General features: G+C 59.9%; 20 protein-coding genes. 16 read left to right on the top strand and 4 right to left on the bottom strand.

The genetic code is table 11. The annotated features are described in order from the left end of the window. The first annotated feature begins 343 nt into the window (after window positions 1-343). Window positions 344-982 (top strand): DUF4352 domain-containing protein, encoded by a 639-nt coding sequence (locus QP922_RS09360; RefSeq protein ID WP_284809119.1) that lies wholly within the window; start codon window positions 344-346, stop codon window positions 980-982. 74 nt (window positions 983-1,056) lie between these two features. Here QP922_RS09360 and QP922_RS09365 read toward each other — a convergent pair whose 3' ends face one another. Continuing rightward, window positions 1,057-2,685 (bottom strand): multicopper oxidase family protein, encoded by a 1,629-nt coding sequence (locus QP922_RS09365; RefSeq protein ID WP_284809120.1) that lies wholly within the window; start codon window positions 2,683-2,685, stop codon window positions 1,057-1,059. Window positions 2,686-2,755: 70 nt separating this feature from the next. Here QP922_RS09365 and QP922_RS09370 point away from each other — a divergent pair, with 70 nt between their 5' ends. The 12 genes from QP922_RS09370 to QP922_RS09425 all read left to right on the top strand — a co-directional run bounded on the left by QP922_RS09370 (window position 2,756) and on the right by QP922_RS09425 (window position 14,597). Continuing rightward, window positions 2,756-3,988, top strand: a complete 1,233-nt coding sequence (locus QP922_RS09370) for an MFS transporter (RefSeq protein ID WP_284809121.1) — start codon at window positions 2,756-2,758, stop codon at window positions 3,986-3,988. A gap of 65 nt (window positions 3,989-4,053) precedes the next feature. Further along, complete coding sequence (gene glmU, locus QP922_RS09375; protein WP_284809122.1) at window positions 4,054-5,517, top strand: bifunctional UDP-N-acetylglucosamine diphosphorylase/glucosamine-1-phosphate N-acetyltransferase GlmU; 1,464 nt, start codon at window positions 4,054-4,056, stop codon at window positions 5,515-5,517. 24 nt (window positions 5,518-5,541) lie between these two features. Beyond that, window positions 5,542-6,516, top strand: coding sequence for a ribose-phosphate diphosphokinase (locus tag QP922_RS09380; RefSeq protein WP_070671664.1), 975 nt, complete (start codon window positions 5,542-5,544; stop codon window positions 6,514-6,516). A 209-nt stretch (window positions 6,517-6,725) separates the two neighbouring features. Beyond that, a complete protein-coding gene (locus QP922_RS09385; RefSeq protein WP_284809124.1) occupies window positions 6,726-7,385 on the top strand; it encodes a 50S ribosomal protein L25/general stress protein Ctc in 660 nt (219 codons plus the stop codon). A 106-nt stretch (window positions 7,386-7,491) separates the two neighbouring features. Beyond that, window positions 7,492-8,031: an aminoacyl-tRNA hydrolase gene (pth, locus tag QP922_RS09390; RefSeq protein ID WP_502869601.1), complete on the top strand. Its 540-nt coding sequence runs from the start codon at window positions 7,492-7,494 to the stop codon at window positions 8,029-8,031. Between the two features lie 5 nt (window positions 8,032-8,036). Continuing rightward, entirely contained in the window at window positions 8,037-8,912 is an 876-nt protein-coding gene (locus QP922_RS09395) for a fumarylacetoacetate hydrolase family protein (RefSeq protein ID WP_284809127.1), read from the top strand. Between the two features lie 83 nt (window positions 8,913-8,995). Continuing rightward, window positions 8,996-9,427 (top strand): PepSY domain-containing protein, encoded by a 432-nt coding sequence (locus QP922_RS09400; RefSeq protein WP_284809128.1) that lies wholly within the window; start codon window positions 8,996-8,998, stop codon window positions 9,425-9,427. A gap of 48 nt (window positions 9,428-9,475) precedes the next feature. Then, window positions 9,476-10,372, top strand: a complete 897-nt coding sequence (gene ppk2 / locus QP922_RS09405) for a polyphosphate kinase 2 (protein WP_284809129.1) — start codon at window positions 9,476-9,478, stop codon at window positions 10,370-10,372. A gap of 30 nt (window positions 10,373-10,402) precedes the next feature. Further along, on the top strand, window positions 10,403-11,608 hold the full coding sequence (locus tag QP922_RS09410) for a sensor histidine kinase (protein ID WP_284809130.1): 1,206 nt from the start codon (window positions 10,403-10,405) through the stop codon (window positions 11,606-11,608). Further along, window positions 11,589-12,260 carry a response regulator gene (locus tag QP922_RS09415; protein WP_284809131.1) on the top strand — a complete coding sequence of 224 codons (672 nt, stop codon included), beginning with the start codon at window positions 11,589-11,591 and terminating at the stop codon, window positions 12,258-12,260. The genes QP922_RS09410 and QP922_RS09415 overlap by 20 nt, the downstream gene beginning before the upstream one ends. 86 nt (window positions 12,261-12,346) lie before the next feature. After that, window positions 12,347-13,090, top strand: coding sequence for an ATP-binding cassette domain-containing protein (locus QP922_RS09420; protein WP_284809132.1), 744 nt, complete (start codon window positions 12,347-12,349; stop codon window positions 13,088-13,090). Beyond that, the gene (locus tag QP922_RS09425) at window positions 13,083-14,597 is read left to right on the top strand and encodes an ABC-2 family transporter permease (RefSeq protein WP_284809133.1); all 1,515 of its coding nucleotides are present in this window, start codon (window positions 13,083-13,085) and stop codon (window positions 14,595-14,597) included. Before QP922_RS09420 ends, QP922_RS09425 begins: the two co-directional genes overlap by 8 nt. A gap of 180 nt (window positions 14,598-14,777) precedes the next feature. Here the strand turns inward: QP922_RS09425 and QP922_RS09430 are convergent, their stop codons facing one another. Together QP922_RS09430 and QP922_RS09435 are read right to left on the bottom strand one after the other, a co-directional pair. Beyond that, complete coding sequence (locus QP922_RS09430) at window positions 14,778-16,232, bottom strand: glyceraldehyde-3-phosphate dehydrogenase (protein WP_070671645.1); 1,455 nt, start codon at window positions 16,230-16,232, stop codon at window positions 14,778-14,780. A 65-nt stretch (window positions 16,233-16,297) separates the two neighbouring features. After that, window positions 16,298-17,281, bottom strand: coding sequence for a nitronate monooxygenase (locus tag QP922_RS09435; RefSeq protein WP_284809135.1), 984 nt, complete (start codon window positions 17,279-17,281; stop codon window positions 16,298-16,300). Window positions 17,282-17,318: 37 nt separating this feature from the next. Here QP922_RS09435 and pth (QP922_RS09440) point away from each other — a divergent pair, with 37 nt between their 5' ends. The 3 genes from pth (QP922_RS09440) to QP922_RS09450 are packed head-to-tail and all read left to right on the top strand — an operon-like array spanning window position 17,319 to window position 20,537. Continuing rightward, window positions 17,319-17,984 (top strand): aminoacyl-tRNA hydrolase, encoded by a 666-nt coding sequence (gene pth, locus QP922_RS09440; protein ID WP_284809136.1) that lies wholly within the window; start codon window positions 17,319-17,321, stop codon window positions 17,982-17,984. A 39-nt stretch (window positions 17,985-18,023) separates the two neighbouring features. Further along, window positions 18,024-18,869 carry an SDR family NAD(P)-dependent oxidoreductase gene (locus QP922_RS09445; RefSeq protein ID WP_284809137.1) on the top strand — a complete coding sequence of 282 codons (846 nt, stop codon included), beginning with the start codon at window positions 18,024-18,026 and terminating at the stop codon, window positions 18,867-18,869. Between the two features lie 24 nt (window positions 18,870-18,893). Then, window positions 18,894-20,537 (top strand): peptide chain release factor 3, encoded by a 1,644-nt coding sequence (locus tag QP922_RS09450; RefSeq protein WP_284809140.1) that lies wholly within the window; start codon window positions 18,894-18,896, stop codon window positions 20,535-20,537. A 32-nt stretch (window positions 20,538-20,569) separates the two neighbouring features. Here QP922_RS09450 and QP922_RS09455 read toward each other — a convergent pair whose 3' ends face one another. Further along, window positions 20,570-22,135 carry an aspartate-alanine antiporter-like transporter gene (locus QP922_RS09455; protein ID WP_284809142.1) on the bottom strand — a complete coding sequence of 522 codons (1,566 nt, stop codon included), beginning with the start codon at window positions 22,133-22,135 and terminating at the stop codon, window positions 20,570-20,572. Between the last annotated feature and the right edge of the window lie 135 nt (window positions 22,136-22,270).

Here is a 22,270-nt window from a genome sequence, read left to right on the forward strand (position 1 = left end):
CAGGGATAGAACCCTTGGACGCCCTGGAAATGCAATCGCGCAAGAGGTCGGCTTCAACCGCTAATGCACTGCTTTGCGACGACCAGTAGATCTGCACTTTTGTAGAAGCCGGGCCCAACCATTGCTGTGATACACACTGATGCTCTGATAGTGGAAACACAGTGCTGTGGGTTTACACTGTTACGAATTCGTTCACTCTTCTCTCTTAAGGTCAATCATGCTCCCTAACGATGCGCAGCAACAGCCTCAACAAACACCAGGTTCGAACCCGTTCTCTAACGCAGCACAGCCAGTTGATTCTAAGACGTCAGATCGGCCCAAGCCTCCAAAAGCAGCGTGGTGGATGGTTGCCGTTGCCGCTTTAGTCGGCGGAGCGGTGGGTGCAGGTGCCACCTTCGCCTTCATCGGCTCTGAACCGGAGCAACTTTCCGCAACTCCTTCAGAACCAGAATCCTCACAATCAGGCGAGGTGAGCAATGCCGAAAGCCCAAACACACAAGATGGCAGCACCGAGGGCCAAACCCTCGACGATCTCCCCAAGCTTGGCGAACCGGCCGTGAGCGGAAACGAGAAGGTCATCATCGATTCCGTAACCCTCGCTCCCTCAGTGGAACTTAGACGCGAAGACTTCGTCCCCGGCGCACCGGATACGCTCATTGAAGGCCCTAGGAACGAGGGCGCGCAATTCGTCATCGTTTCCGGAACAGTCTCTAATGAAGGGAAAACTCCGTTTACCGCAGACTTCAGCTTATTCGCCTGGATTGCTGACCAAGAAGGACGGATGTACACCCCTCTCGATGACCACTGGCGGGTTCAAGCCAATCGGGATGTGCAGGGTAACTCCATCGGCCCAGGGTTCTCCACGCCATACACCTGGGTATTTGAGGTTCCTGGCGATTTCACCCCCGTAGCTTTCGCATACGATGACTGCAGTGACCACACAATTGGAAACAGGATTGTTTCCATCGACGTGCGCAACTAGCACACATGGCGACGAAACCGGCCTCAGCTAACAAGCACATCCTCAAGCTGCTGAAACCCTGATTTGCCTCGTGCCTAGGCCGTCGCTTCCGGCGACGCATACGGACTACGCGAAGAGTCCACGACTTGGCTGGCGTGCCCAGCATGGCCGGAAGCGTCCTTGTCAAAGACGAGGGCGCCCGGTTTCACGCGCACGTCGGGTTTCTCGCCTTTGTCCACAATGACGTACTGCCCCATCATGCCTTGGTCCTCATGCAGCAGCATGTGGCAGTGGTACATGTACGGAATGGTCTTGTCCGGGAAGTGGCCAAACTCCACCAGCAGTCGAGCGGTAGCCTTCGGCGGGAGGTTGACAATGTCCTTCCATCCGGAGTTAAAGACGTTCATCTTCTCATCGCCGTCCCAGTCCACGACCTTGAAGCGGGCGTTGTGGATGTGGAAGTTGTGCGGCCAGTCGGAGTTCTCGTTGGTGACGGTCCACAGCTCCAGTGCGTCCTCGTCGATGACGGTATCAACGCGAGCCATGTCCATCTGTTCACCATTGATCATGAAGGTGTTGAGGATGAACTCGCGCTCAGTAAGGCCAACAGTGGACGGGGTCTCCCCCGCTGCGGGATCGAGCGTTGCCGGCAGCGCCGCGGGTTCCGGAGCGGACTCTTCGGGGCCAACAATGGTGAGTAAATCAAAGGAATCCCGGAAGCCGAAGTCAGCGGCGCTATCGTCAGTAGGCACACCGAAGTTGTCCTTGCGGGGAACCGAGCGCAGCTTAATATCCTTGCCGGGCTCCAGGTCCACGATGACCTCGGCACGCTCGCCGGGACCGAGGAGGAGGGAGTCGACTTCCACGGGGGCGTCGAGAAGCCCGGCGTCCGTCGCAATCACGTGGAAGGGCTTCTCCCCTACCTCAAGTGTGTAAAAGCGCATGGAGGCACCGTTGAGCAGGCGCAGACGTACCCGGCGCGTCGTGGCCTCAAAGCGGGCATTGGTGATGCCGTTGACCACCGGCGTGGTGCCCAAAAGACCCAGGGTGTTGTCGCTTTTCTCATCGAACTGATCATCCTCTGTGAACTTAGCGTCCATGATGACCACGGGGATATCGTCCACGCCATAGTCGTGCGGCAGGTCGAGGCTGTCGGAGACGTCATCGTCGATGATGAACATCCCTGCCAAGCCGCGGTAGGCATGCGTCGCCGTGGCCATGTGTGGGTGCGGGTGGTACCACACTGTGGCGGCAGGCTGGATGATGTCCCACTCGGGCTTCCAGGTTTCACCGACCTGAATCGGCGAATGCGGGCCGCCATCGGAGAAGGCCGGAAGCTGCATGCCATGCCAGTGCACCGTGGTCATTTCAATGAGGTCATTGGTGATTTCGGCACGGATTGTATCCCCACGGCGGGCACGCAGCGTCGGCCCCAGGAAGGGCCCGTTGAAGCCCCACGTCCGTGTGCGGTCTTTGCCGGGGAGGACCTCCGAGTGGCCGTCCTGGGCCGTGAGCTTAAAGACTCGGGTGTCACCGTCCATCGTGCCCTCTTCCACAGGTGGGATGGGAAGGGCGCGAGGCTCACCGTCGTAGCCGAGGGGCTCGGGTTGGTCAGGGGATGTCGAGCAGGCACTGAGCCCAGCCACGGAGGCCCCGGCAACGGTGAGTACGGTGCCCTGAACGAAAACTCTGCGAGACACAGAGCGAGACGCGGTGACTGACATGCATCCCAGGATAGGTGGTCAGACACACCTTAGCCCTTGCATTGGCCTAGCCGGGCTTAAGATCACAGTCATGTCTCTCTCCGCGAAAGAATCCGCCAATGCCCGGAAGTTTGTGTGGTCTAACGGCCTCCAGGGCGTGGGCGATCAGCTCTTGTCTGGCAAGACGGTCCTGCCCTGGCTCTTTAGCGCTGCTGGTGTACCCGGTTTCTTTACCGGCCTCCTCGTGCCGTTGCGGGAGTCCGGCTCGATGCTTCCGCAGGCAGCGCTTACTCCGTGGGTCACCTCGCATCCAGCGCGCAAGCGCCTATGGCTGCTGGGCTCGGTGGGCCAGGGCGTGTGCGCGGCGATCATTGCGGCAGCCGCAGTGCTTCTCGACGGCCCCCTTCTCGGCCTCGTCGTCTGCCTCGCCCTGGCTGTGCTCGCGCTTCTGCGCGCACTGTGTTCTCTCACCGGCAAAGACGTGCAAGGACGCACAATCTCGAAGGGAAGCCGCGGTCTGGTCACCGGCCGCGCAACACAGTTAGGTGGTGCGGTCACGCTCGTTACAGGTGGCATCCTGGCCTTCCTTGGCGAGCTACCGCGCTGGGGGCTTGCGGTTCTCTTGGCTATCGGAGCGGCCACGTGGTTCCTCGCTGCAGTGGTGTTTCGCACCATTGATGAACCCGTGCCGGACAACACCGGCCAGCAGGGCATGAACACCAGCTGGTGGAAAGACACGTGGCAGCTTTATACCCAGGACGCCCGCTTCCGCAGCTTCGTCAACGTCCGTGCGCTGCTCTTGGTTTCAGCGCTGTCGACGTCCTTTATTGTTGTGATCTCCCAAAGCGTCGGCTCCCAAGCACTGAGCGGACTCGGTGGCTTCGTCCTCGCCTCCGGTTTGGCCAGCCTGGTGGGTGGACGCGTATCTGGTGTTCTGTCGGATAAGTCTTCCCGCCTAGTCATGTCTTGGGCTGCGGGATGTGCTGCGGTCATCTTGCTGGCGATTGTGGCCTGCGCGGCGTGGGCGCCGGCGTCGATAAGCGCCTGGGCTCTGCCCATCGGATTCTTCCTGGTGAACCTGGCACACGCCGGCATTCGTGTGGCCCGCAAGACGTATGTTGTGGACATGGCTGGCGAGGACAAGCGCACCCGCTACGTCGGCGCTGCGAACACCATGATGGGCGTCATCCTCCTCATCGTCGGTGGCATCTCAGCCGTCATTGCGGTGGCCGGACCGTCCGCGGCTATCCTCTTCCTCGCTATCGTTGGTCTGCTCGGTGCGTGGCGAGCGCGCGCACTTCCGGAGGTTTCTGACGGAAAGTAGCACGGGCGCGTTATGATGAATCGCAGTAAGTCCTGACACCCCAAACACAGGAGACGCACACACTCGTGGCTGAAACAACCGACTGCGCCGCCATCGTTCTAGCGGCTGGCGCGGGCACCCGCATGAAATCCTCAACCCAGAAGACTTTGCATGAGATTGGCGGGCGGTCACTGCTCGGCCATGCACTCCATGCTGCAGCCGGGGTACACCCGGAGCACCTTGTGGTCGTCGTAGGCCACCAGCGAGACCAGGTCTCCCCCGCCGTCGAGTCCATTGCGGAGGAGCTTGACTGTGAGGTATCCCAGGCCGTCCAGGAAGAACAAAATGGTACCGGCCATGCTGTGCAGTGTGGTCTGAGTGCCCTGCCGGATTTCACCGGCACCGTTATCGTCACCAACGGTGATGTTCCGCTCCTGTGCCCGGAAACTCTTCGCGAGCTGCATGAGAGCCACACCAGCCAAGGCAATGCCGTGACTGTACTGTCCATGACCCTGGAGGATCCGACCGGATACGGCCGTGTCCTGCGCGCTGAGGATGACTCCGTGACCGCCATCGTGGAACAGAAGGATGCCTCCGAGGAGCAGCGCGCGGTGCGCGAGGTGAACTCTGGAGTGTTCGCGTTTGATGGCGCCGTGCTTCGCGACGCCCTCACCAAGCTCAACTCCGACAACGCCCAGGGCGAGCTCTACATCACCGACGTGCTGGAGATTGCCCGCGAGTCCGGCCACCGCGTTGGTGCTCACGTGGCCGCTGATCCCGATGAGCTTTCTGGTGTCAACGACCGTGTGCAGCTGGCTGCAGCTGGCCGCCTGCTCAACCGCCGCATGGTGGAAAAGGCCATGCGTGGCGGCGCCACCATCGTTGACCCGGAAACCACCTGGATTGGGGTAAACGTCACCATTGGCCAGGATGTCACCATCCACCCCAACACCCAGCTGTGGGGCGCGACCACCATCGCCGATGGCGCCGAAGTGGGCCCCGATACCACCCTGACGAACATGCAGGTTGGTGCCGGCGCAAGCGTCGTGCGCACGCACGGCTTTGACTCCGTTATTGGCACGGACGCCACGGTCGGTCCCTTCACCTACATCCGCCCCGGTGTCATCGTGGGCCAGGAGGGCAAGCTGGGCGGCTTCGTAGAGGCCAAGAAGGCACAGATCGGCCGTGGCACCAAGGTCCCGCACCTGACCTACATCGGTGATGCCACCGTCGGTGACTACTCCAACATCGGCGCCTCCTCTGTCTTCGTGAACTATGACGGCGTCAATAAGCACCACACCACCATTGGCAGCCACGTACGGACGGGCTCCGACACCATGTTTATCGCTCCGGTCACCGTGGGTGACGGAGCCTACTCTGGGGCGGGTACAGTGATTAAGGACGACGTTCCCCCAGGAGCACTCGCCGTCTCCGGCGGCAAGCAGCGCAACATCGAGGGCTGGGTTCAGAAGAAGCGCCCGGGCACGCCAGCAGCTGAGGCCGCGGCACAGGCTCAGGACGCTCCGGCTGATGACCAGACCACTAACTAACAACACGTAAAGGGATATTTTCTGATGACTGGCAAGGTTACCGGCAGCAGCAAGAACATGAAGCTCTTCACCGGGCGTGCACACCCGGCGTTGGCAGAAGCTGTGGCCAAGGAGCTCAAGACTGAACTGGTTCCGACCACCGCCCGCGACTTCGCCAACGGCGAAATCTTCATCCGCTTCGAGGAGTCCGTACGTGGTGCCGACTGTTTCGTGATGCAGTCCCACTCCCAGCCGCTCAACAAGTGGCTTGTGGAGCAGCTCATCATGATTGATGCGCTCAAGCGCGGTTCCGCCAAGCGCATCACCGCTATCCTGCCGTTCTACCCTTATGCCCGCCAGGACAAGAAGCACCTTGGCCGCGAGCCCATTTCCGCACGCCTCGTTGCTGACTTGCTCGCTGCTGCTGGTGCTGACCGCATCGTGTCCGTGGACCTGCACACTGACCAGATTCAGGGTTTCTTCGACGGCCCAGTTGATCACATGCACGCCATGCCGATCTTGACGGACCACATCAAGAAGAACTACTCGCTGGATAACCTCGCGGTGGTTTCCCCCGATGCCGGCCGCGTCAAGGTGGCAGAGAAGTGGGCACACGAGCTGGGTGATGCCCCGTTGTCCTTTGTCCACAAGACCCGTTCCACCACTGAGGCCAACAAGACCGTCTCCAACCGCGTCGTGGGTGACGTGGAGGGCAAGGACTGCGTGCTTCTCGACGACATGATTGACACCGGCGGCACCATCGCCGGCGCGGTTCGCGTCCTCAAGGAGGCTGGCGCTAAGTCCGTCATCATTGCCTGCACCCACGGTGTCTTCTCCGATCCGGCCCGCGAGCGTCTCTCGCAGTGCGGCGCTGAGGAAGTCATCACCACTGATACCCTGCCGCAGTCCACCGAGGGCTGGGACAACCTCACTGTGCTGTCCATCGCCCCGCTGCTGGCGCGCACCATTCATGAGATCTTCGAGAACGGTTCTGTGACCACGCTCTTCGAAACCCACTAAATTTGGTTTGGCGACAGCGCTGCTGTTAAAATCTTGTGCGTCTCGGCGAGGGAGAAATCCGTTATCGACGCGATAGCACAAGTTAAGCAGTGAATCTAGAATTAAGCCTGCGATGACTCGTCCAAGACGTCCATCGGCAGGCTTTTGTCGTATCTACACGGTCCTACATGAGCCCTTGCCGCACAACGATACTTTAAGGAGATTTACTTATGGCTTCTGAGCGCCCCGTACTCAAAGGTGAAGTCCGCTCTGAGTTTGGCAAGGGCTTTGCTCGCCGTCTGCGCGCTGCAGGCAAGATCCCGGGTGTTGTCTACGGCCACGCCGTCGACGTTCTGCACTTCGCCGTTGACCGCCTGGAAATGACCGCACTGGTCCGTAACCACGGCGTCAACGCCGTGTTCGAGCTGGAGCTCGAGGGCGAGCAGCACCTGGTCATGGTCAAGCACATCGACCAGAACGTCCTGACCTTCGACATCGACCACATCGACCTGCTCTCCATTAAGCGTGGCGAGAAGGTTGAGGTTGAGGTTCCGCTCACCATCGAGGGCGAGCCGGCACCGGGCCTCATGTTCATCCAGGATGCAGACGTCCTCCTCGTCGAGTCCGACGTACTCAACATTCCGGAAGAGATCGTCGTGTCCATCGAGGGTCTCGAGGATGGCACCGTGGTTACCGCTGGCGAAATCACCCTGCCGGAGGGCACCACCCTCGCGGCCGAGGAAGACACCGTCATCGTCTCCATCTCCGAGCCGGAGGTTGATGAGGACCTCGAGGCTGCCGCTGAGGCTGCTGAAGACGGCGGCGCTGAGGCTGGCGCCGACTCCGCAGAAGACGCTGAGGCTTCCGAGGAGAAGGGCGACGAGGAGTAATTCCTCTTCGCTCCTTCCGCTTAACGCACCGCGCCTGCTTGCCCTGCTTTTTGGGTGGCGGGCGCGGTTCGCCGTTTTCTCCCACCCGCTGTTTAGAATGGTCAGCGTGACTCATTCTTCTTTCCTCGTCGTGGGGCTGGGCAACCCCGGCCCAAAGTACGCCGGTACCCGCCACAACATCGGCTTTGACGTGGCTGATGAACTAGCCCACGAGCTCTTCGCTTCCTTTTCCGTTCACAAGAAGACGAACACAGATATCGCCGAAGCACGGCGTGGGGACACCAAGGTAATCGTCGCGAAGCCACGCAGCTTCATGAATCTCTCCGGTGGGCCCATCAAGGCCCTCGCACAATACTTCAACATCTCCCCCGCGCACATCATTGTGGTCCACGATGAACTTGAGCTGGACTTTGGCCAGATCACGTTGCGCCTCGGCGGCGGCGACCACGGCCACAATGGTCTGCGTTCGACGACGAAATCGTTGGGCACGAAGGACTACCAGCGTCTCTCCGTGGGTATTGGGCGCCCGCCTGGACGCATGGATCCTGCCGCCTTCGTGCTCAAGCCGTGGAGCAAGCAGGAGGCTCAGGAGGTTCCCATCATGTGCGCCGACGCGGTGGATGAGATTCTCCGCGCGTTAGACTAGCGGCTATGAAGCTCGCTACTCTCCGCACCAGTTTTGGCACCTGTGCCATCCGCATCGACGGCCCGAATGTGGGCACGGAGTTGGACTATGAGGACGTCGGCAAGCTGCTCGCTAGCCCGGACTGGCGCAAGGCGGCACAGCTATCAGGAGAACCCGTCGTTTTTGACGCCGCCGACCTTGCTCCCGTCATTCCGAACCCGGGAAAGATAATCTGTGTGGGCGTGAATTACGCCAAGCATGCGCGGGAAATGGGCCGCGAGCTTCCTACCCAGCCCACGTTGTTCATCAAGTTTCCGGAAGCCCTCACTGGCCCCTACGACGACGTGTATGTGCCCGACTTTGCTACGAAGAAGCTGGATTACGAAGGCGAACTCGCCGTGGTGATAGGGACTCGCGCACACCGCGTGTCGGTAGCGGAGGCTCTGAACCACGTGGCGGGCTATGCCATCATGAACGACTACACGTTGCGCGACTATCAGCGCGCGACCTCGCAATTTCACGCCGGCAAGTCCTTCTATCGCACCGCCGGATTCGGGCCGTGGCTCACCACTGCCGATGAATGGGCACCGGGGCGTGGCGCGCGGCTCACCACGACAGTTGACGGCGAGGTACGCCAAGACGACAACACCGATGACCTCATCTTCTCCGTAGCCGAGCTCATCGCCTTCTGTTCATCCTTGTACCCGCTCAACCCCGGTGATGTCATTGCCACCGGCACTCCGGAAGGCGTGGGGTTTGCGCGCGGTGCGGACGCGATGCTTGGCGACGGTTCCGTCACCCGTATCAGCATCGAGGGGCTCGGCTCGATTGAAAACACCACGCGTTTTGGTGAACCGCCCGCCAACGGCTGCGGTGAAGGATGCACCTGCACTTCGGGCTAGACCTTTTATTAATTCTGCGCGCGACTCGAGGCATCGATACTGTAGAGAACCACATTTCCCCAACCTTAAAGGATGAGCCTTTTATGACTCTTCTCTCCCGTGTCATCGCCGCCAGCATTGCTTTATCTACGTCTGCAGCACTGGCCGCCTGTTCTTCAGACAAGGAGGCAGACCCAGCCCCCGCAACGACTCCTCCCCCGATGGAGACCGTCACTGAAACGCCGGCAACGACGGTGGTCGAGCAGGACGACGATGACCGTGATGACCACGACGACGACCGTGATGACCAGCAGGCAGAAGCCGCTGACTCACTCACCAGTGACGATGCCTTGGCCGCCGCTTATGCCCATGCCGGTGTGGACGCCAGCACCGTCACGGACAAGGAAGTTGAACTCGATGACGGTGACGATGGCAAGGGCCCGCACTGGGAAATTGAGTTCACATCCAACGGCCAGGAGTATGAGTACGATGTCGACGCTGCCACTGGCGCGGTGCTCGAGCATGAGGTCGACTAAACTCCCCGCGTTTAGGCATTTTCCCAGCTAAAGGGTATATTTGGGGGTATGAGTTCAACAAAGAAGTCTCCCTCCAAACCCCCGAAGCTCGACAAACAAGCTTATGAGGACGAGCTAAAGCGCCTCCAGGCTGAGCTCGTCGAAATGCAGCAATGGGTGGTTGAGACCGGCGCCCGCGTGGTCATCATCATGGAAGGCCGCGACGCCGCCGGTAAGGGCTCCGCTATCAAGCGGATTACGCAGTACCTCAACCCGCGTACCTGCCGCATCGAAGCGCTGCCCAAGCCTACCGACCGCGAAGCCGGCCAGTGGTACTTCCAGCGCTACATTGAAAAGCTGCCCACCGCCGGTGAGATCGTCATCTTTGACCGTTCCTGGTACAACCGTGCCGGTGTGGAACGCGTCATGGGTTTTTGCACCCAGCAGGAGTACGTCCGCTTCCTCCACCAGGCCCCGCAGCTTGAGCACATGCTCATCGAGGATGGCATCATCCTGCTGAAGTACTGGTTCTCGGTGTCCGATGAAGAGCAGATCGCTCGTTTCAAGTCTCGCCGCAATGACCCGCTGCGCCGCTGGAAGCTCTCCCCCATGGACTTGCAGTCTATCACTCGGTGGGAGGACTACTCCCGGGCCAAAGATGAGATGTTCGTCCACACGGATACCCCATCCGCACCGTGGTACACCGTGGAGTCTGAGGACAAAAAGCGCTCACGTATCAACGTCATCAACCACATCCTCAAGACGGTTCCCTACCAGCACGTGGAGCAGGACGTACCTGAGATCCCGAACCGCCCCGAGCTCGAAGCTGAATACGTCCGTCCGCCGCGCAACGACTTTGCCTACGTTCCGGATGTCGCGGCTGACTTGGAGCGTGCCAAGGTCAACGGCGACGGCAAGAAGCAGGGCAAGAAAAAGAAGTCCAAGAAGGACAAAAAGAAGAAGTAGTACTTTCTGTATGTACTACCATGGCCGTCTATGAGCTTTTCCCGCACCGCGCGCGCCTTCCTGTCCTCGGTGCGTTTGGGTGACGCGCTGCTCGCAGGAGTCGCGGGGCTCGTAGCGGCCTTTTATTGTGCCTTGGCGTTTTCCTCTGCCGGAACGGTGGAAATTCTCCAGGCTCTCTTGTCGCTGCTGTTCATACCGCTTTTCTTAGTGTGGCGCTCGAGGCCAATCGTGAGCGCAACAGGCTTCTTAGTTCTTCTCCTGGCCTGGGCTGTCATATGGATGAGCCAGCTTCCTACTAATAGCGGCTTGACGCCTTGGGCATTAACCGCCCCGATGGCCGTGTACACCACCTCACGGTACATAAACCACAGGCTACTTCCTCGGGCGGTCCTCCTCATCACTGCGCTCGGTACCTTCATCTCCCCCTTCATGTGGCGGATCGATGCTGAGTCCTATCTTCTGCGCTATGAGGTTGACACACCCTTCCTTGCCATGGTTGTGGCTCACTGGACGGTACTAGGAAGCACATATTTCATTGCTGCCCGCTATTTCGACCGTGATCGCCAACGAGAAGTACTGGCCCGCGAGCGCTTCCACCAGGCACAAGAAGAAGAACGCCTCCTCATTGCGCGGGAGTTACACGATGTCCTCGCCCATTCCCTCACATTGATTAAGGTTCAGGCTAATGCAGGCATCGTTGCAGCGACTGCGGACTCCGGCGCGGCTGAAGAAGCACTTCTTTCTATCCGCGATAATGCGGATACCGCCCTGGGCGAGGTTCGCGGAATCGTCGCTGCCTTGCGCTCACCCGGTTCCACGGCTCTTGAGCCTGCTCAACAGCTTGAGCACATCGAAGGGATCCTCGAAGGCTTCCGCGCTGCAGGGCTAAAGGTGGACGCCAACCTCCCGCCTGAATACGCCGTTCCATCGTTGGTGCAGATGGCTTTGGTACGCATTATCACGGAAGGATTGACGAATGCTCTGCGCCATCAGGGCGTCGGCACGCGCGTCTTCGTTGAGCTTGTACTTGATGACGCCGCCACGCTCACCCTCACCTCCACCAATCCTCATCCCACACCAAGCAACGTCGCGGGCAGCGGCGTGGGCTTAGTCGGAGTGGCGGAACGAGCCCGTTCGCTCGGCGGTCGCCTCGACTATTCCGGCGCTGCTCATTCCTTTTCCTTGCACGCACAGATACCGATGAAGGAGACCAAGGATGCGACCCAGCAGCTCTAGAATCCGCGTCTTATTGGCCGATGATCAAGCAATGCTGCTCTCAGCACTGTCTACCATCCTCACTGCGCAAGAAGACATCGAGGTCGCGGCAACCGCTGCCACGGGGGCGGACGCCGTGACAGCAGCGCTGAGCCACCACATTGTTGTGGCGATCCTCGACATTCGCATGCCCGGTATGGACGGCATTGCAGCGGCTCAGGCCATACTCGAGCGAAAGCCCGAGTGCCGCATCATCATGCTCACCACATTCAATGATGAAGAGCTCGTGGCGCGATCCATCTCCGCTGGCGCCCACGGTTTCCTGCTGAAGGATGCCGACCCAGAGGTTCTTGTGACCGCCGTACGCAACGTGGCGCAAGGAGAATCGGTACTGGCCGCCGAGGTAACCGGCCCAGTGCTAGAGGCTTATCGCTCAGCGCTGACACGCGATACCCTCAGCGCCCAGGAACGCCAAGGACTCAGCCTCGTAACGCGCCGCGAGATGGAAGTGCTTTCACTCATCGCGCGTGGTGCTACAAATGCGGAGATAGCCGCCGACATGGTCATCGCAGAAACCACGGTGAAAACTCACGTCTCCGCGCTCATGTCTAAACTCGCCGCACGTGACCGAGTGGCCCTCGTTCTCTTAGCGCAGCGTGCTGGGGTTGCCTAAGCTCCTACCACGGTAGGAGGTCTGCTCTCTGAAGACCATCATGCAGGCGGATTCCTTTATGATGCGCCCCGGCGATACTGCATTCTATGAATTGCGATATCTCTTTTGAGCACATCTCGAAATCTTTCGGTCGGCAACGAGTCCTCGATGATGTTTCCTTCCACATCTCCCCTGGCCGCGTGCATGCGCTCCTCGGGCGCAACGGGGCAGGAAAATCGACAATCTTCTCCATCCTCTTAGGCCTCCTGCCTCCTGACTCGGGCTCCATCAGCGTGGCGGGCCAACCTTGGAACCGCAATGTGCTTCGCCGCATTGGTGCCTCAGTGAACGGGCCAGCCTTTTATGGTCATCTGTCTGCCGCGGCGAATCTTCGCGTTCACGCTCGACTTCTGGGGCTTCCCGACTCTGAGATTGACCGGGTTCTCTCCATCGCTGGGCTCAGCGGCGTTGGCTCCAAGAAGGCGAAATCCTTTTCCACTGGTATGAAGGCCCGCCTAGCGTTAGCGCAAGCTCTCCTCGGCGATCCAGAGGTTCTTGTCCTTGATGAGCCTCAGAATGGCCTCGATCCCCAAGGCATCATGGAGTTGCGGGAGCTACTACAGCAACTGGCCGCGGCTGGGCACACCGTTATCGTAAGCTCCCACCAGCTTGGTGAAGTTTTGCATCTTGCACATGACATCACGGTCTTGGCCGAGGGCAGGATTCGATATTCCGGTTCCCTGCACGAGCTAGCACCCCGTGGCCAGTTGGAAGAGGAATTCTTCCGGCTTACCTCACCGGGCCATGCCTCCCAAGCACCTACCTCTCTGGAAGGGGAATCACGTGCCTAAGCACACCACAGCACCTCGCCCGAGTTACCTTTCGGCAGAACTACTACGCAGCCGCGGAAGTGCCCTACAGTGGTTGCCTTTGCTGGCGCTACCGCTGGTCATCATGACAATCATTTTCTCCTTAATGGCCTCAGCACGCACTGATGCCACGGGCGTCTTGGCTTGGCAATCCTTGTTTGTTACCGGCATGTATTCCCCTCTTACTGGGCTGTTCGCTGCCATTCCAGAACGCCGCGAGACCATCACTCGCAGCGGCGGAACGCAATGGAGAAACCTCAACCCGCGTCTCGAGAATGCTGCCCGCTTTATCGTTGTCATTGTCAGCCTTGCGGTCTTCCATATTCTGAACTTTGGTGTTTCTTGGTTCGTTGTCGCTGCCCAGGGGCGGGAGAATCATGAACTTATCCTCGTAGCTGGGCTCTACTCCTTCCTTGGCGCGCTTGGCATTGCTGGGCTTTCCGCAGCCTGTGCCCGTCGACTGGGCTTCGCATTAGCACTCGTGGCAGCGGTCCTGTGGCAAATAGTCAGCGTCCTTCCGAGCACTGTCGAAACAGGCAGGTGGTGGGCCTTTCCACCAGCATGGCCGCAACGGCTTCTTTTGCCCGCACTGCGTATTCATCAGAACTCGGTGCCTCTTGAGCCACACGACCCACTACTGACCAGCAGTCCGTTTCCAGCTCTCGTTTTGTGTGTCATCCTTGCCCTGCTTGGGTCATTAGCTGCGGTCTTCACGCCGCGTCGATACCGGCCAGTGTTCCCGCTGCGTTTCACCGTCGCACGGTCTACGGCGACGCGGACTAATGCCACCGTGGAAGAAGCCCAATCATGGAAACCAACGGAACATTCCCGTGCCGCAGCGCAGTCCTCGCCGTGGTCCACATTGTTGGGGCTGCACCACGCGGCTTTTAGCCCAGCGGTGTTATCTTGCCTGTTGCTCAGCGTTTCCACGCTCGGTTTTGTAGCTCTGCATCCCGCTAACTACGTCGAAGGTTTCTTTCACTTCTTTCTGCTTCCGGTCGGCGCAGGTATCTTGCCGGTCCTCGTTTGGCCCCGTGTAGCTGATTCATGGCCGTTGGTCCATATGGAAACACGGTTCGGCACATCCGGGATTCTCCTCTGGTTCCTGTGTGTCATCCTGGCGGTATGCGCTGCCGCTTACCTGGCCAGTGCGCTCGCAGGTGGCAATGTCGCTGCCCAGCTTTCGGCATTCCCCCTTGCAGTTGGGGTGGGCTTTGTCATCGCGGCTGTGTCACTCGTTTTGGTTATTCGCTTCGGCACCGTGAGCGCTATCGCCCTCACCATCGTAGGCACGATCGTCTCCGTCACCTTGGGCGGCGATATCTTGGCAGAAACCAGCCTCTGGCTCCTTGCCTTCCCTGCTTGGCCCTTAGTTGCGCACTCGCCTCTGCGCTACGCCATCGCCATGGCGCTGACCGCGGTGCTCTGTGTGGTTGCCGCGTTGCTCGCACGGCGTCTGCTCCACACGCGTGCGCTGTCTCCCCGCTAAAACTGACGAATCTGACAAAAGCAGTCTAGATTTTTCGATCTTGGCCCGTACTTTTGGCAGATCGGGCAGTTGCGCGTTTGAAGCATCCTGGCAAAGCTAGGTCGCAGACCGAGCAGGACCCTAAAACAGCGAAACACCGCCCGCGCTGCATGGCGTGGGCGGTGTTCGTATTTCTAGCGTTTAGAGCTCAGAAACGTCAACGCGCTTCGGGTACACCACCGGGCGAGCGCCGGCGATGTCCTCTACGATGCGGATGACCTGGTTGGAGTAGCCGAACTCGTTGTCGTACCAGACGTAGAGCACGAGGTGCTTGCCGGAGGCGATGGTCGCCAGACCATCCACGACACCAGCGTGGGTAGAGCCGACGAAGTCGGAGGACACAACCTCAGGGGAAGCAATGTAGGAAATCTGCTGGCGCAAGTCAGAGTGCAGAGAAACGTTGCGCAGGAAGTCGTTGACCTCGTCGCGGTCTACTTCCTTCTCCAGCTCCAGGTTGAGCACAGCCATGGACACGTCCGGGGTAGGCACGCGGATGGCGTTGCCGGTGAGCTTGCCCTCGAACTCCGGCAGAGCCTTGGACACTGCCTTGGCCGCACCAGTCTCGGTGAGGACCATGTTCAGGCCGGCTGCGCGGCCGCGGCGATCACCCTTGTGGAAGTTGTCGATGAGGTTCTGGTCATTGGTAAAGGAGTGCGCGGTTTCCACGTGGCCGTGAACGACACCGTAGCGATCGTTGATGACCTTGAGAACCGGGGTAATGCCGTTGGTGGTGCAGGATGCGGCGGAGAGAATCTGGTCAGACTCCTCGATGTCACCCTGGTTGATGCCGTACACGATGTTCTTGAGGTCACCCTTGCCCGGGGCAGTCAGCAGCACGCGGGCCACACCCTTGGACTGCAGGTGCTGGGACAGACCGTCACGGTCGCGCCAGACGCCGGTGTTGTCGACGACGATAGCGTTGTCGATGCCGTACTGGGTGTAATCGATCTCCGCCGGGTTGTTGGCGTAGATCATCTGAATCTTGGTGCCGTTGGCCCAGATGACCTCATTCTCCTCATCCACGGCGATAGTGCCGTTGAAGGCACCGTGGACAGAATCGCGACGCAAGAGAGAGGCGCGCTTGAAGATGTCCATGTCACCCTTCTTGCGCACCACGATGGCACGCAGGCGCACGCCGCCGTAGGCAGCTTCGCGAGCGATGAGGATGCGGGCCAGCAGGCGGCCAATGCGACCAAAGCCGTAGAGCACAACGTCAGTGGATTCCTTGTCCACACCAGCACCGACGAGGTCTACCAGAGTCTCCTCGAGGTAGTTACGCAGATTATCGGAGCCAGACTCCTCAAAGCCCATGACCAGACGGCCCAGGTCAATGGAGGCGGTGCCCAGGTTCATCGTGCACAGTTCCTTGAGGATGGGCAGAGTCTCAGCGGTGGAGAGTTCACGCTCAGCAATGCGGCGGGCGTAACGGTGAGCCTTGATGATGTCAATATCGGTCATGCCGATAAGCATGCGGCCGTAAATGGAGGTCACGACGTTGTTGTTGCGGTGCAGCTGGTGGATGAGCGGGATCATCTCCTGGGCCAGCTCCAGACGTTCGTTCCAGTCCTCGTGCCCAATGTGCGCGTTTGCAGTCACGTGCTATGTATCCTTTACTTCTCAAAGAGGGGTGTATTTCTCTGTCCAACCGTAAATATTAACTGTTAAAGATGTCCGTTTGGGCATAGTTGCGTGAGGATCTGTGCCACACTACCCCCGCTCAATTTCTCCACGTCGGTGCCGACGAGACAGTACCCAACCTCCGCGTCATGGCGGGCGCGACGCGGTTTCAACAGCTCGTTGAGATACGGATACACCAAGGGCAGGTCGGGGTGGGTCCGGGTGTACTCCGTTTCGAGTCCCCGGGCATAGCGCCCGGAGAAGGCTCTCGTGGATACGGTAGGCCCACCGCGCCGAAGCAATGCGCGGTTGTGCTCGCTCGTACCTGCTTCCTCGCTCAGCAGGAAAGCCGAGCCACAGCTGACTGCAACCACGCCGGGCCAAGAAAGGGCTTCAGCAACATCCTCAGCGGTGCGCACTCCTCCGGCAGCAATAAGCGGAAGGTCGGTGACGTGGTGGATGGCACCGACAAGTTCCGCCAGCGGGCGCTGATCTGGTTGAGCAGCCGGGTCCCACACACCACGGTGCCCACCTGCTTCCGGGCCCTGCACGCACAGCACATCGACGCCCCGGCTGGCGGCAACAAGTGCTTCCTCCGGAGTGGTCACCGTGGTCCACGCTTCCGCGCCGACTGCGTGGATGCGCTGAACTTCCTCGTCGCTAAAAACACCGAACATGGACCACAGCACCGCTGCCCCACCGTCCAGCGCGGCGGTGAGTTTCTCGTGCCAGCCGAAGGTCAGGGGGACGTCGCCAAGCACAGCGTTCTCTTCCGCCGCGAGAGATTCCGCCGCAGCCCGTTCGGTGGCGGTGAGCTCACGCTGTGGGGTAAAGAGGTTGACACCAAAGCACGTGCCAGCGCAGGCATCAATAGCCTCCTGCGCAGCTTCAACGGACGCACTGCCCAGCCCTAATGCACTGAAAGAACCGGCGGCTGCGGCCGCGCGGACCAGAGCCGGCGTGGTGGGCCCACCGGCCATCGGGGCAGGTAGAACCGGGCAAGTGATAGTCTCAAGAAGCTTACTCATGGCCCCAGAATATAGAACTTCCCAGAAGGGAGTAGTTGTGTCCTCCATCCGTGACTTCTTTGCCCGACTTTTCGGCAGCAGCGATGCCCCGTCACCGCAACCGGCTGTTGGGCTGGACCCCGCTGCGCTCAGCGCTGAATGGCTCATCGTGGGCTTGGGCAATCCCGGTGCAAAGTATGCGGCAACGCGTCACAATGTGGGCTACATGGCCGTTGATGATCTCCTTGCTGAGGGAGGCGATGTCCTTGAGCCGGTCACGGGACACAAGCTCAGCGCCGCGCCCGTTGACGTGGACGGCACGCAGGTTCTGGCCGTGCGCTCGCACACGTACATGAATCTTTCCGGGGACCCGATTGCACCCCTGGCTGCACACCTCGGAGTGCCGGCAGAGCGCATTATTGTCATCCACGATGAGCTCGATTTGCCCGCCGGCAGCGTGCGTATCAAGAAGGGCGGCAATGAGAATGGACACAACGGTTTGAAGTCGCTGACTGAGCGCCTAGGAACCCGTGATTATCTGCGTGTGCGCGTAGGCATTGGCCGCCCGCCTAAAGGTGGCTCGATTCCGGATTGGGTACTCGCGCCTGTCGACGCCTCCCCGGCCTTCGATAGCTCTATCGCCACCGCTGCGGAAGCCGCGCGCCTCATCGTGGCCGAAGGAATGCCCAAGGCACAGAACGAGATCCATTCGCGCGGGAAGTAAACCCGCGCGCCCGCGTGGATCGCCCTACACTAGCGGAGTATGAGCCACGCCTTGTCATCGAACCAGGATCCACGGACCATCGTCATTACCGGTGCCTCAGACGGAGTGGGGGCCTCCACCGCCCGCATTCTGCACAAGCGCCGCCCACAAGACACGCTCGTACTCGTTGGCCGCAACCCGCAGAAGACTCAGGCAGTAGCTAAAGAAATCGATGCTCACTACCACGTGGCGGACTTCGAATCTTTGGGTCAGGTGCGTCGCCTGGCGGAAGAACTACGCCAGTACGAACACATCCATGCCTTGGGCAACAACGCCGGCGGAATTTTTGATGGCCCCTTTGCCACTGCTGATGGCTTTGAGCGCACCTGGCAGGTCAACGTGGTGGCCCCGTTCCTGCTGACGTCTTTGTTACGCGATATCTTGCGGGATAGCGATGCGACGGTGGTGCAGACTTCCTCTGTAGCAAACATGCTCATGTCTTCCTTTGATCCTGGTGACCCGAACACTTTTGAGAAGTTCACCGCGGAGCGCGCCTATGGCAATGCCAAGCTCGGCGATATTTTGCTTACCCGCTACTTCGACTCCCATGGTCTGACCGCCGTGGCTTTCCACCCAGGCGTGCTCAAGACGAATTTTGCGAAGACCTCGACGAGCACAACAAACGCGCTATATTCCAGCGTCCTGGGCAAGCGCTTTGGCACTGCGGATCAGGGTGGCGAGAACCTCGCTTTCTTCCTCACCGGCACCCCGGGCATCCATTTCGAGTCCGGTGAGTACTACAACAACAAGCGCAAGCCAGGACTGCGGCGCCCGATTGCAAAGAAGCTCTCGGTGGCGCGGCGCATCTTTGATGATTTAGGCCGCCAGCTCGATGTGGAGTGGTAGCACCCAGCGGCTAAACTAACCCGCATGAGTATTGCCTCCGAAGCTTCCCGCCGCCGCACATTCGCCGTCATCGCCCACCCGGATGCTGGTAAGTCCACGCTGACGGAGGCGCTGGCGCTGCATGCCCACGTCATTAATGAGGCCGGCGCGGTGCACGGCAAAGGCAACCGCAAGTCCACGGTGTCTGACTGGATGGAGATGGAGAAGGACCGCGGTATTTCCGTCGCATCTTCGGCCCTGCAGTTTGAGTACGCCCCGGAGGGCCATGAAGGCGAGCCCTACATGATCAACCTCGTCGATACCCCGGGCCACGCGGACTTCTCAGAGGATACGTACCGCGTGCTCACGGCAGTGGATGCTGCTGTGATGCTTATCGACGCCGCCAAGGGCCTCGAGCCGCAGACCCTCAAGCTTTTCCGCGTGTGTAAGGCCCGTGGCCTGCCGATTGTTACGGTGATCAACAAGTGGGACCGCGTCGGCCGCGAACCGCTGGAGCTTGTCGACGAAATCGTCAACGAAATCCAGCTGCAGCCCACCCCGCTGTACTGGCCGGTCGGCATTGCCGGTGACTTCCGCGGTCTAGCCCACATTAATGATGATGGTGAGGCCGACGAGTACATCCACTTCCTGCGCACCGCAGGTGGCTCCACCATTGCTCCGGAAGAACATTACGCTCCTGACGCTGCCGCGGAGAAGGAAGAAGACGCCTGGGAAACGGCCGTTGAGGAAGCCGAATTGCTGGCTGCCGACGGCGCCCTGCACGACCAAGAGCTCTTTGAGCAGTGCGTGACTTCCCCGCTCATTTTCGCCTCCGCCATGCTGAACTTCGGCGTGCACCAAATCCTCGATACGCTGTGCGCCATTGCCCCGGCTCCGCGCTCGCGCGAGTCGGATCCTCAGGCTATTGAAGCTGCCGGCTCCGGTGGTGCAGCTGCCATCGATGAGGTCCGTGAGGTCACTGATGAATTCTCCGGCGTCATCTTCAAGGTGCAGGCAGGTATGGACCGCAAGCACCGCGATAACCTGGCTTTCATGCGCGTCGTCTCCGGTGAGTTTGAGCGCGGCATGCAGGTCAACCATGCACAGTCTGGGCGCAGCTTCTCTACGAAATACGCCTTGACGGTCTTTGGCCGTACCCGCGATACCGTGGACTCCGCCTTCCCGGGTGACATCGTGGGCTTGGTCAACGCCGGTTCCTTGGCACCGGGTGACACCATTTATACGGGCAAGAAGGTCCAATTCAAGCCCATGCCGCAGTTCGCCCCTGAATCATTCCAGATTCTGCGTGCAAAGTCTTTGGGTGATTACAAAGCCTTCCGCAAGGGACTGGACCAGCTTGCGGCCGAGGGCGTTGTCCAAATCTTGCGCAACGATACCCGCGGTGATGCCGCCCCCGTCATGGCTGCCGTGGGCCCCATGCAGTTCGAAGTCATGCAGGCCCGCATGGAGGTCGAGTACAACGTGGAGACCGTCACCGAGCCCATCCCCTACTCCGTGGCGCGCCGCACCGACGCTGAGTCCGCACCAGAGCTGGGCCGCCAGCGCGGCGTAGAAATCTTCACCCGCACCGACGGCGAGCTCATCGCCCTCTTTGGCGATAAGTGGAAGCTGGCCTTCATTGAGAAGGAGCACCCAGAGCTCACCATCGAAACGCTCGTGGCGGACTAGGCAGCCAGGGCCCTGGCGGCTAGCGGCCGCTTTTACACGGTCAGCATGATGGGGATGACCGCAATCTTGACTATCTGCGCCACCACGATGGTGGCTGCGTAGCCGGTCATGATGCGGGAGTCAGAGCTCATTCCCGTGGCGTAGTTGACCACGGCTGGCTGGCCGAACATGCCCGAGATACCACCGGCGGTGCGGGTCTCCGACTGGCCAAGGAACCGGTTCGCCACGGCGAAACTCGCGATGGCAACCAGGGTGATGATGGCGGCCAGCAGCATGCACTTCACACCCATCCACGAGAAGGCGGTGGAGAGGAAAGCATCACTGGAGGCAAGGCCCACAGAGGCCAGGAAGATAACGAGGCCCCACTGCTGGAAGGCAGTGTTGATGGAGGCCGGAACCTTCCACGGCACGCGACGGGTGCGGTGCAGTGCACCAAGAATGAGACCGGTAATGAGTGGGCCGAGTGCAAAGCCCAGTTCAAAGGACGCACCGCCCGGCATCGGAACAACGACGAGTGCCAAGAGATAGCCCAAGAACAGGCCACCGCCCACGGCGATCCAGTTCAGCTCCGAATAGCCCTGAACCGAGTTTCCAAAATAGTTACGGATATCGCCCAGATGGTCCTGGTCAACAATGATGTCGACACGGTCGCCGGAATCGAGGTGCGTATCAAAGCTGGCGAGGAACTCCTCATCACCGCGGTGAATGCGGATAATGCGGCCACCATAGCGTTTAAATAGGTCAAGTTCCTCGATGGTGCGTCCAGCAATGTCTGAGTTCGACACCACGACGTTCTCAATGACAAGACGCTTATCGATGAAGGGAACCTGCGGCTGACGCTTACCCAGGGCGGCCGTAAGCTCATGTTTCTTCGCCTTCGTCACGAGGACGCGAAGGATATCGCCCTTGCGGATTTCCGGATGGTCACCGGCCACAGTCCTCGTATTGCCGCGGCGAATCGTGGCGATGACGAAATGGTCCTCAAAGCGCTCGAGGAGCTCGTCGTAGGTGATGTCCTTCGTCACGCGAATAGTGCGGGAACGGAAGATTTCCTCGGCAGAAGTGTCCTTGTCCTTTGACCCAGGCCAAGACTGTTTCAGCAGTACCGCCACAAGCAGAATGGCGACGGCAACGCCGACCGGATATCCCAGGGAATAACCCACGGCCGGCAGCTCTTCACCTGTCTGCTGCTGGGCAACGGCCAGTGACGCAGTCGAGGTCGTCGCACCCGAGAACACACCAACAGAGGCCAAAGGTGACAATCCAAGCCAACCGCCTGCGAGCAGCGCCACGGCAGCGGCCGCAATCACCGCGATGGCCGCAGTAATCATGTGCTTGAGCTGTTCAGAAAATCCCTTGAAGAATCGCTCACCGGCAGACAAGCCCTGCATGTAAATGAAGAGACCAAGGCCCATCTCCTGCAAGCTACTGAGGATTGTGCCATCGAGCTCAATGAAGGCGCCGAAGGCCAAACCGACGAACAAGGTACCCGCCGCGCCAAAGCGCAGCGGGCCGAAGGGAATCATGCCAAACAGTGTGCCGAGCAGTGCAATGAAGAAGATGCTCAGCCAAATATTTCCATCAAAAAGTGCCAACACGGTCTGTCATTCTAGGAAACTGCACAGAAAACGCCATGTGAAAGGCGTTTTCCGCAGTCATCCTTAATCGCATCCATGCAGCGCACAGCCTTATCCATAATGTTGCTACGACTACAACAGAGGCACGTCTCACAC

The sequence above is a fragment of the Corynebacterium sp. MSK218 genome (assembly GCF_030232655.1).
Taxonomy (GTDB): domain Bacteria; phylum Actinomycetota; class Actinomycetes; order Mycobacteriales; family Mycobacteriaceae; genus Corynebacterium.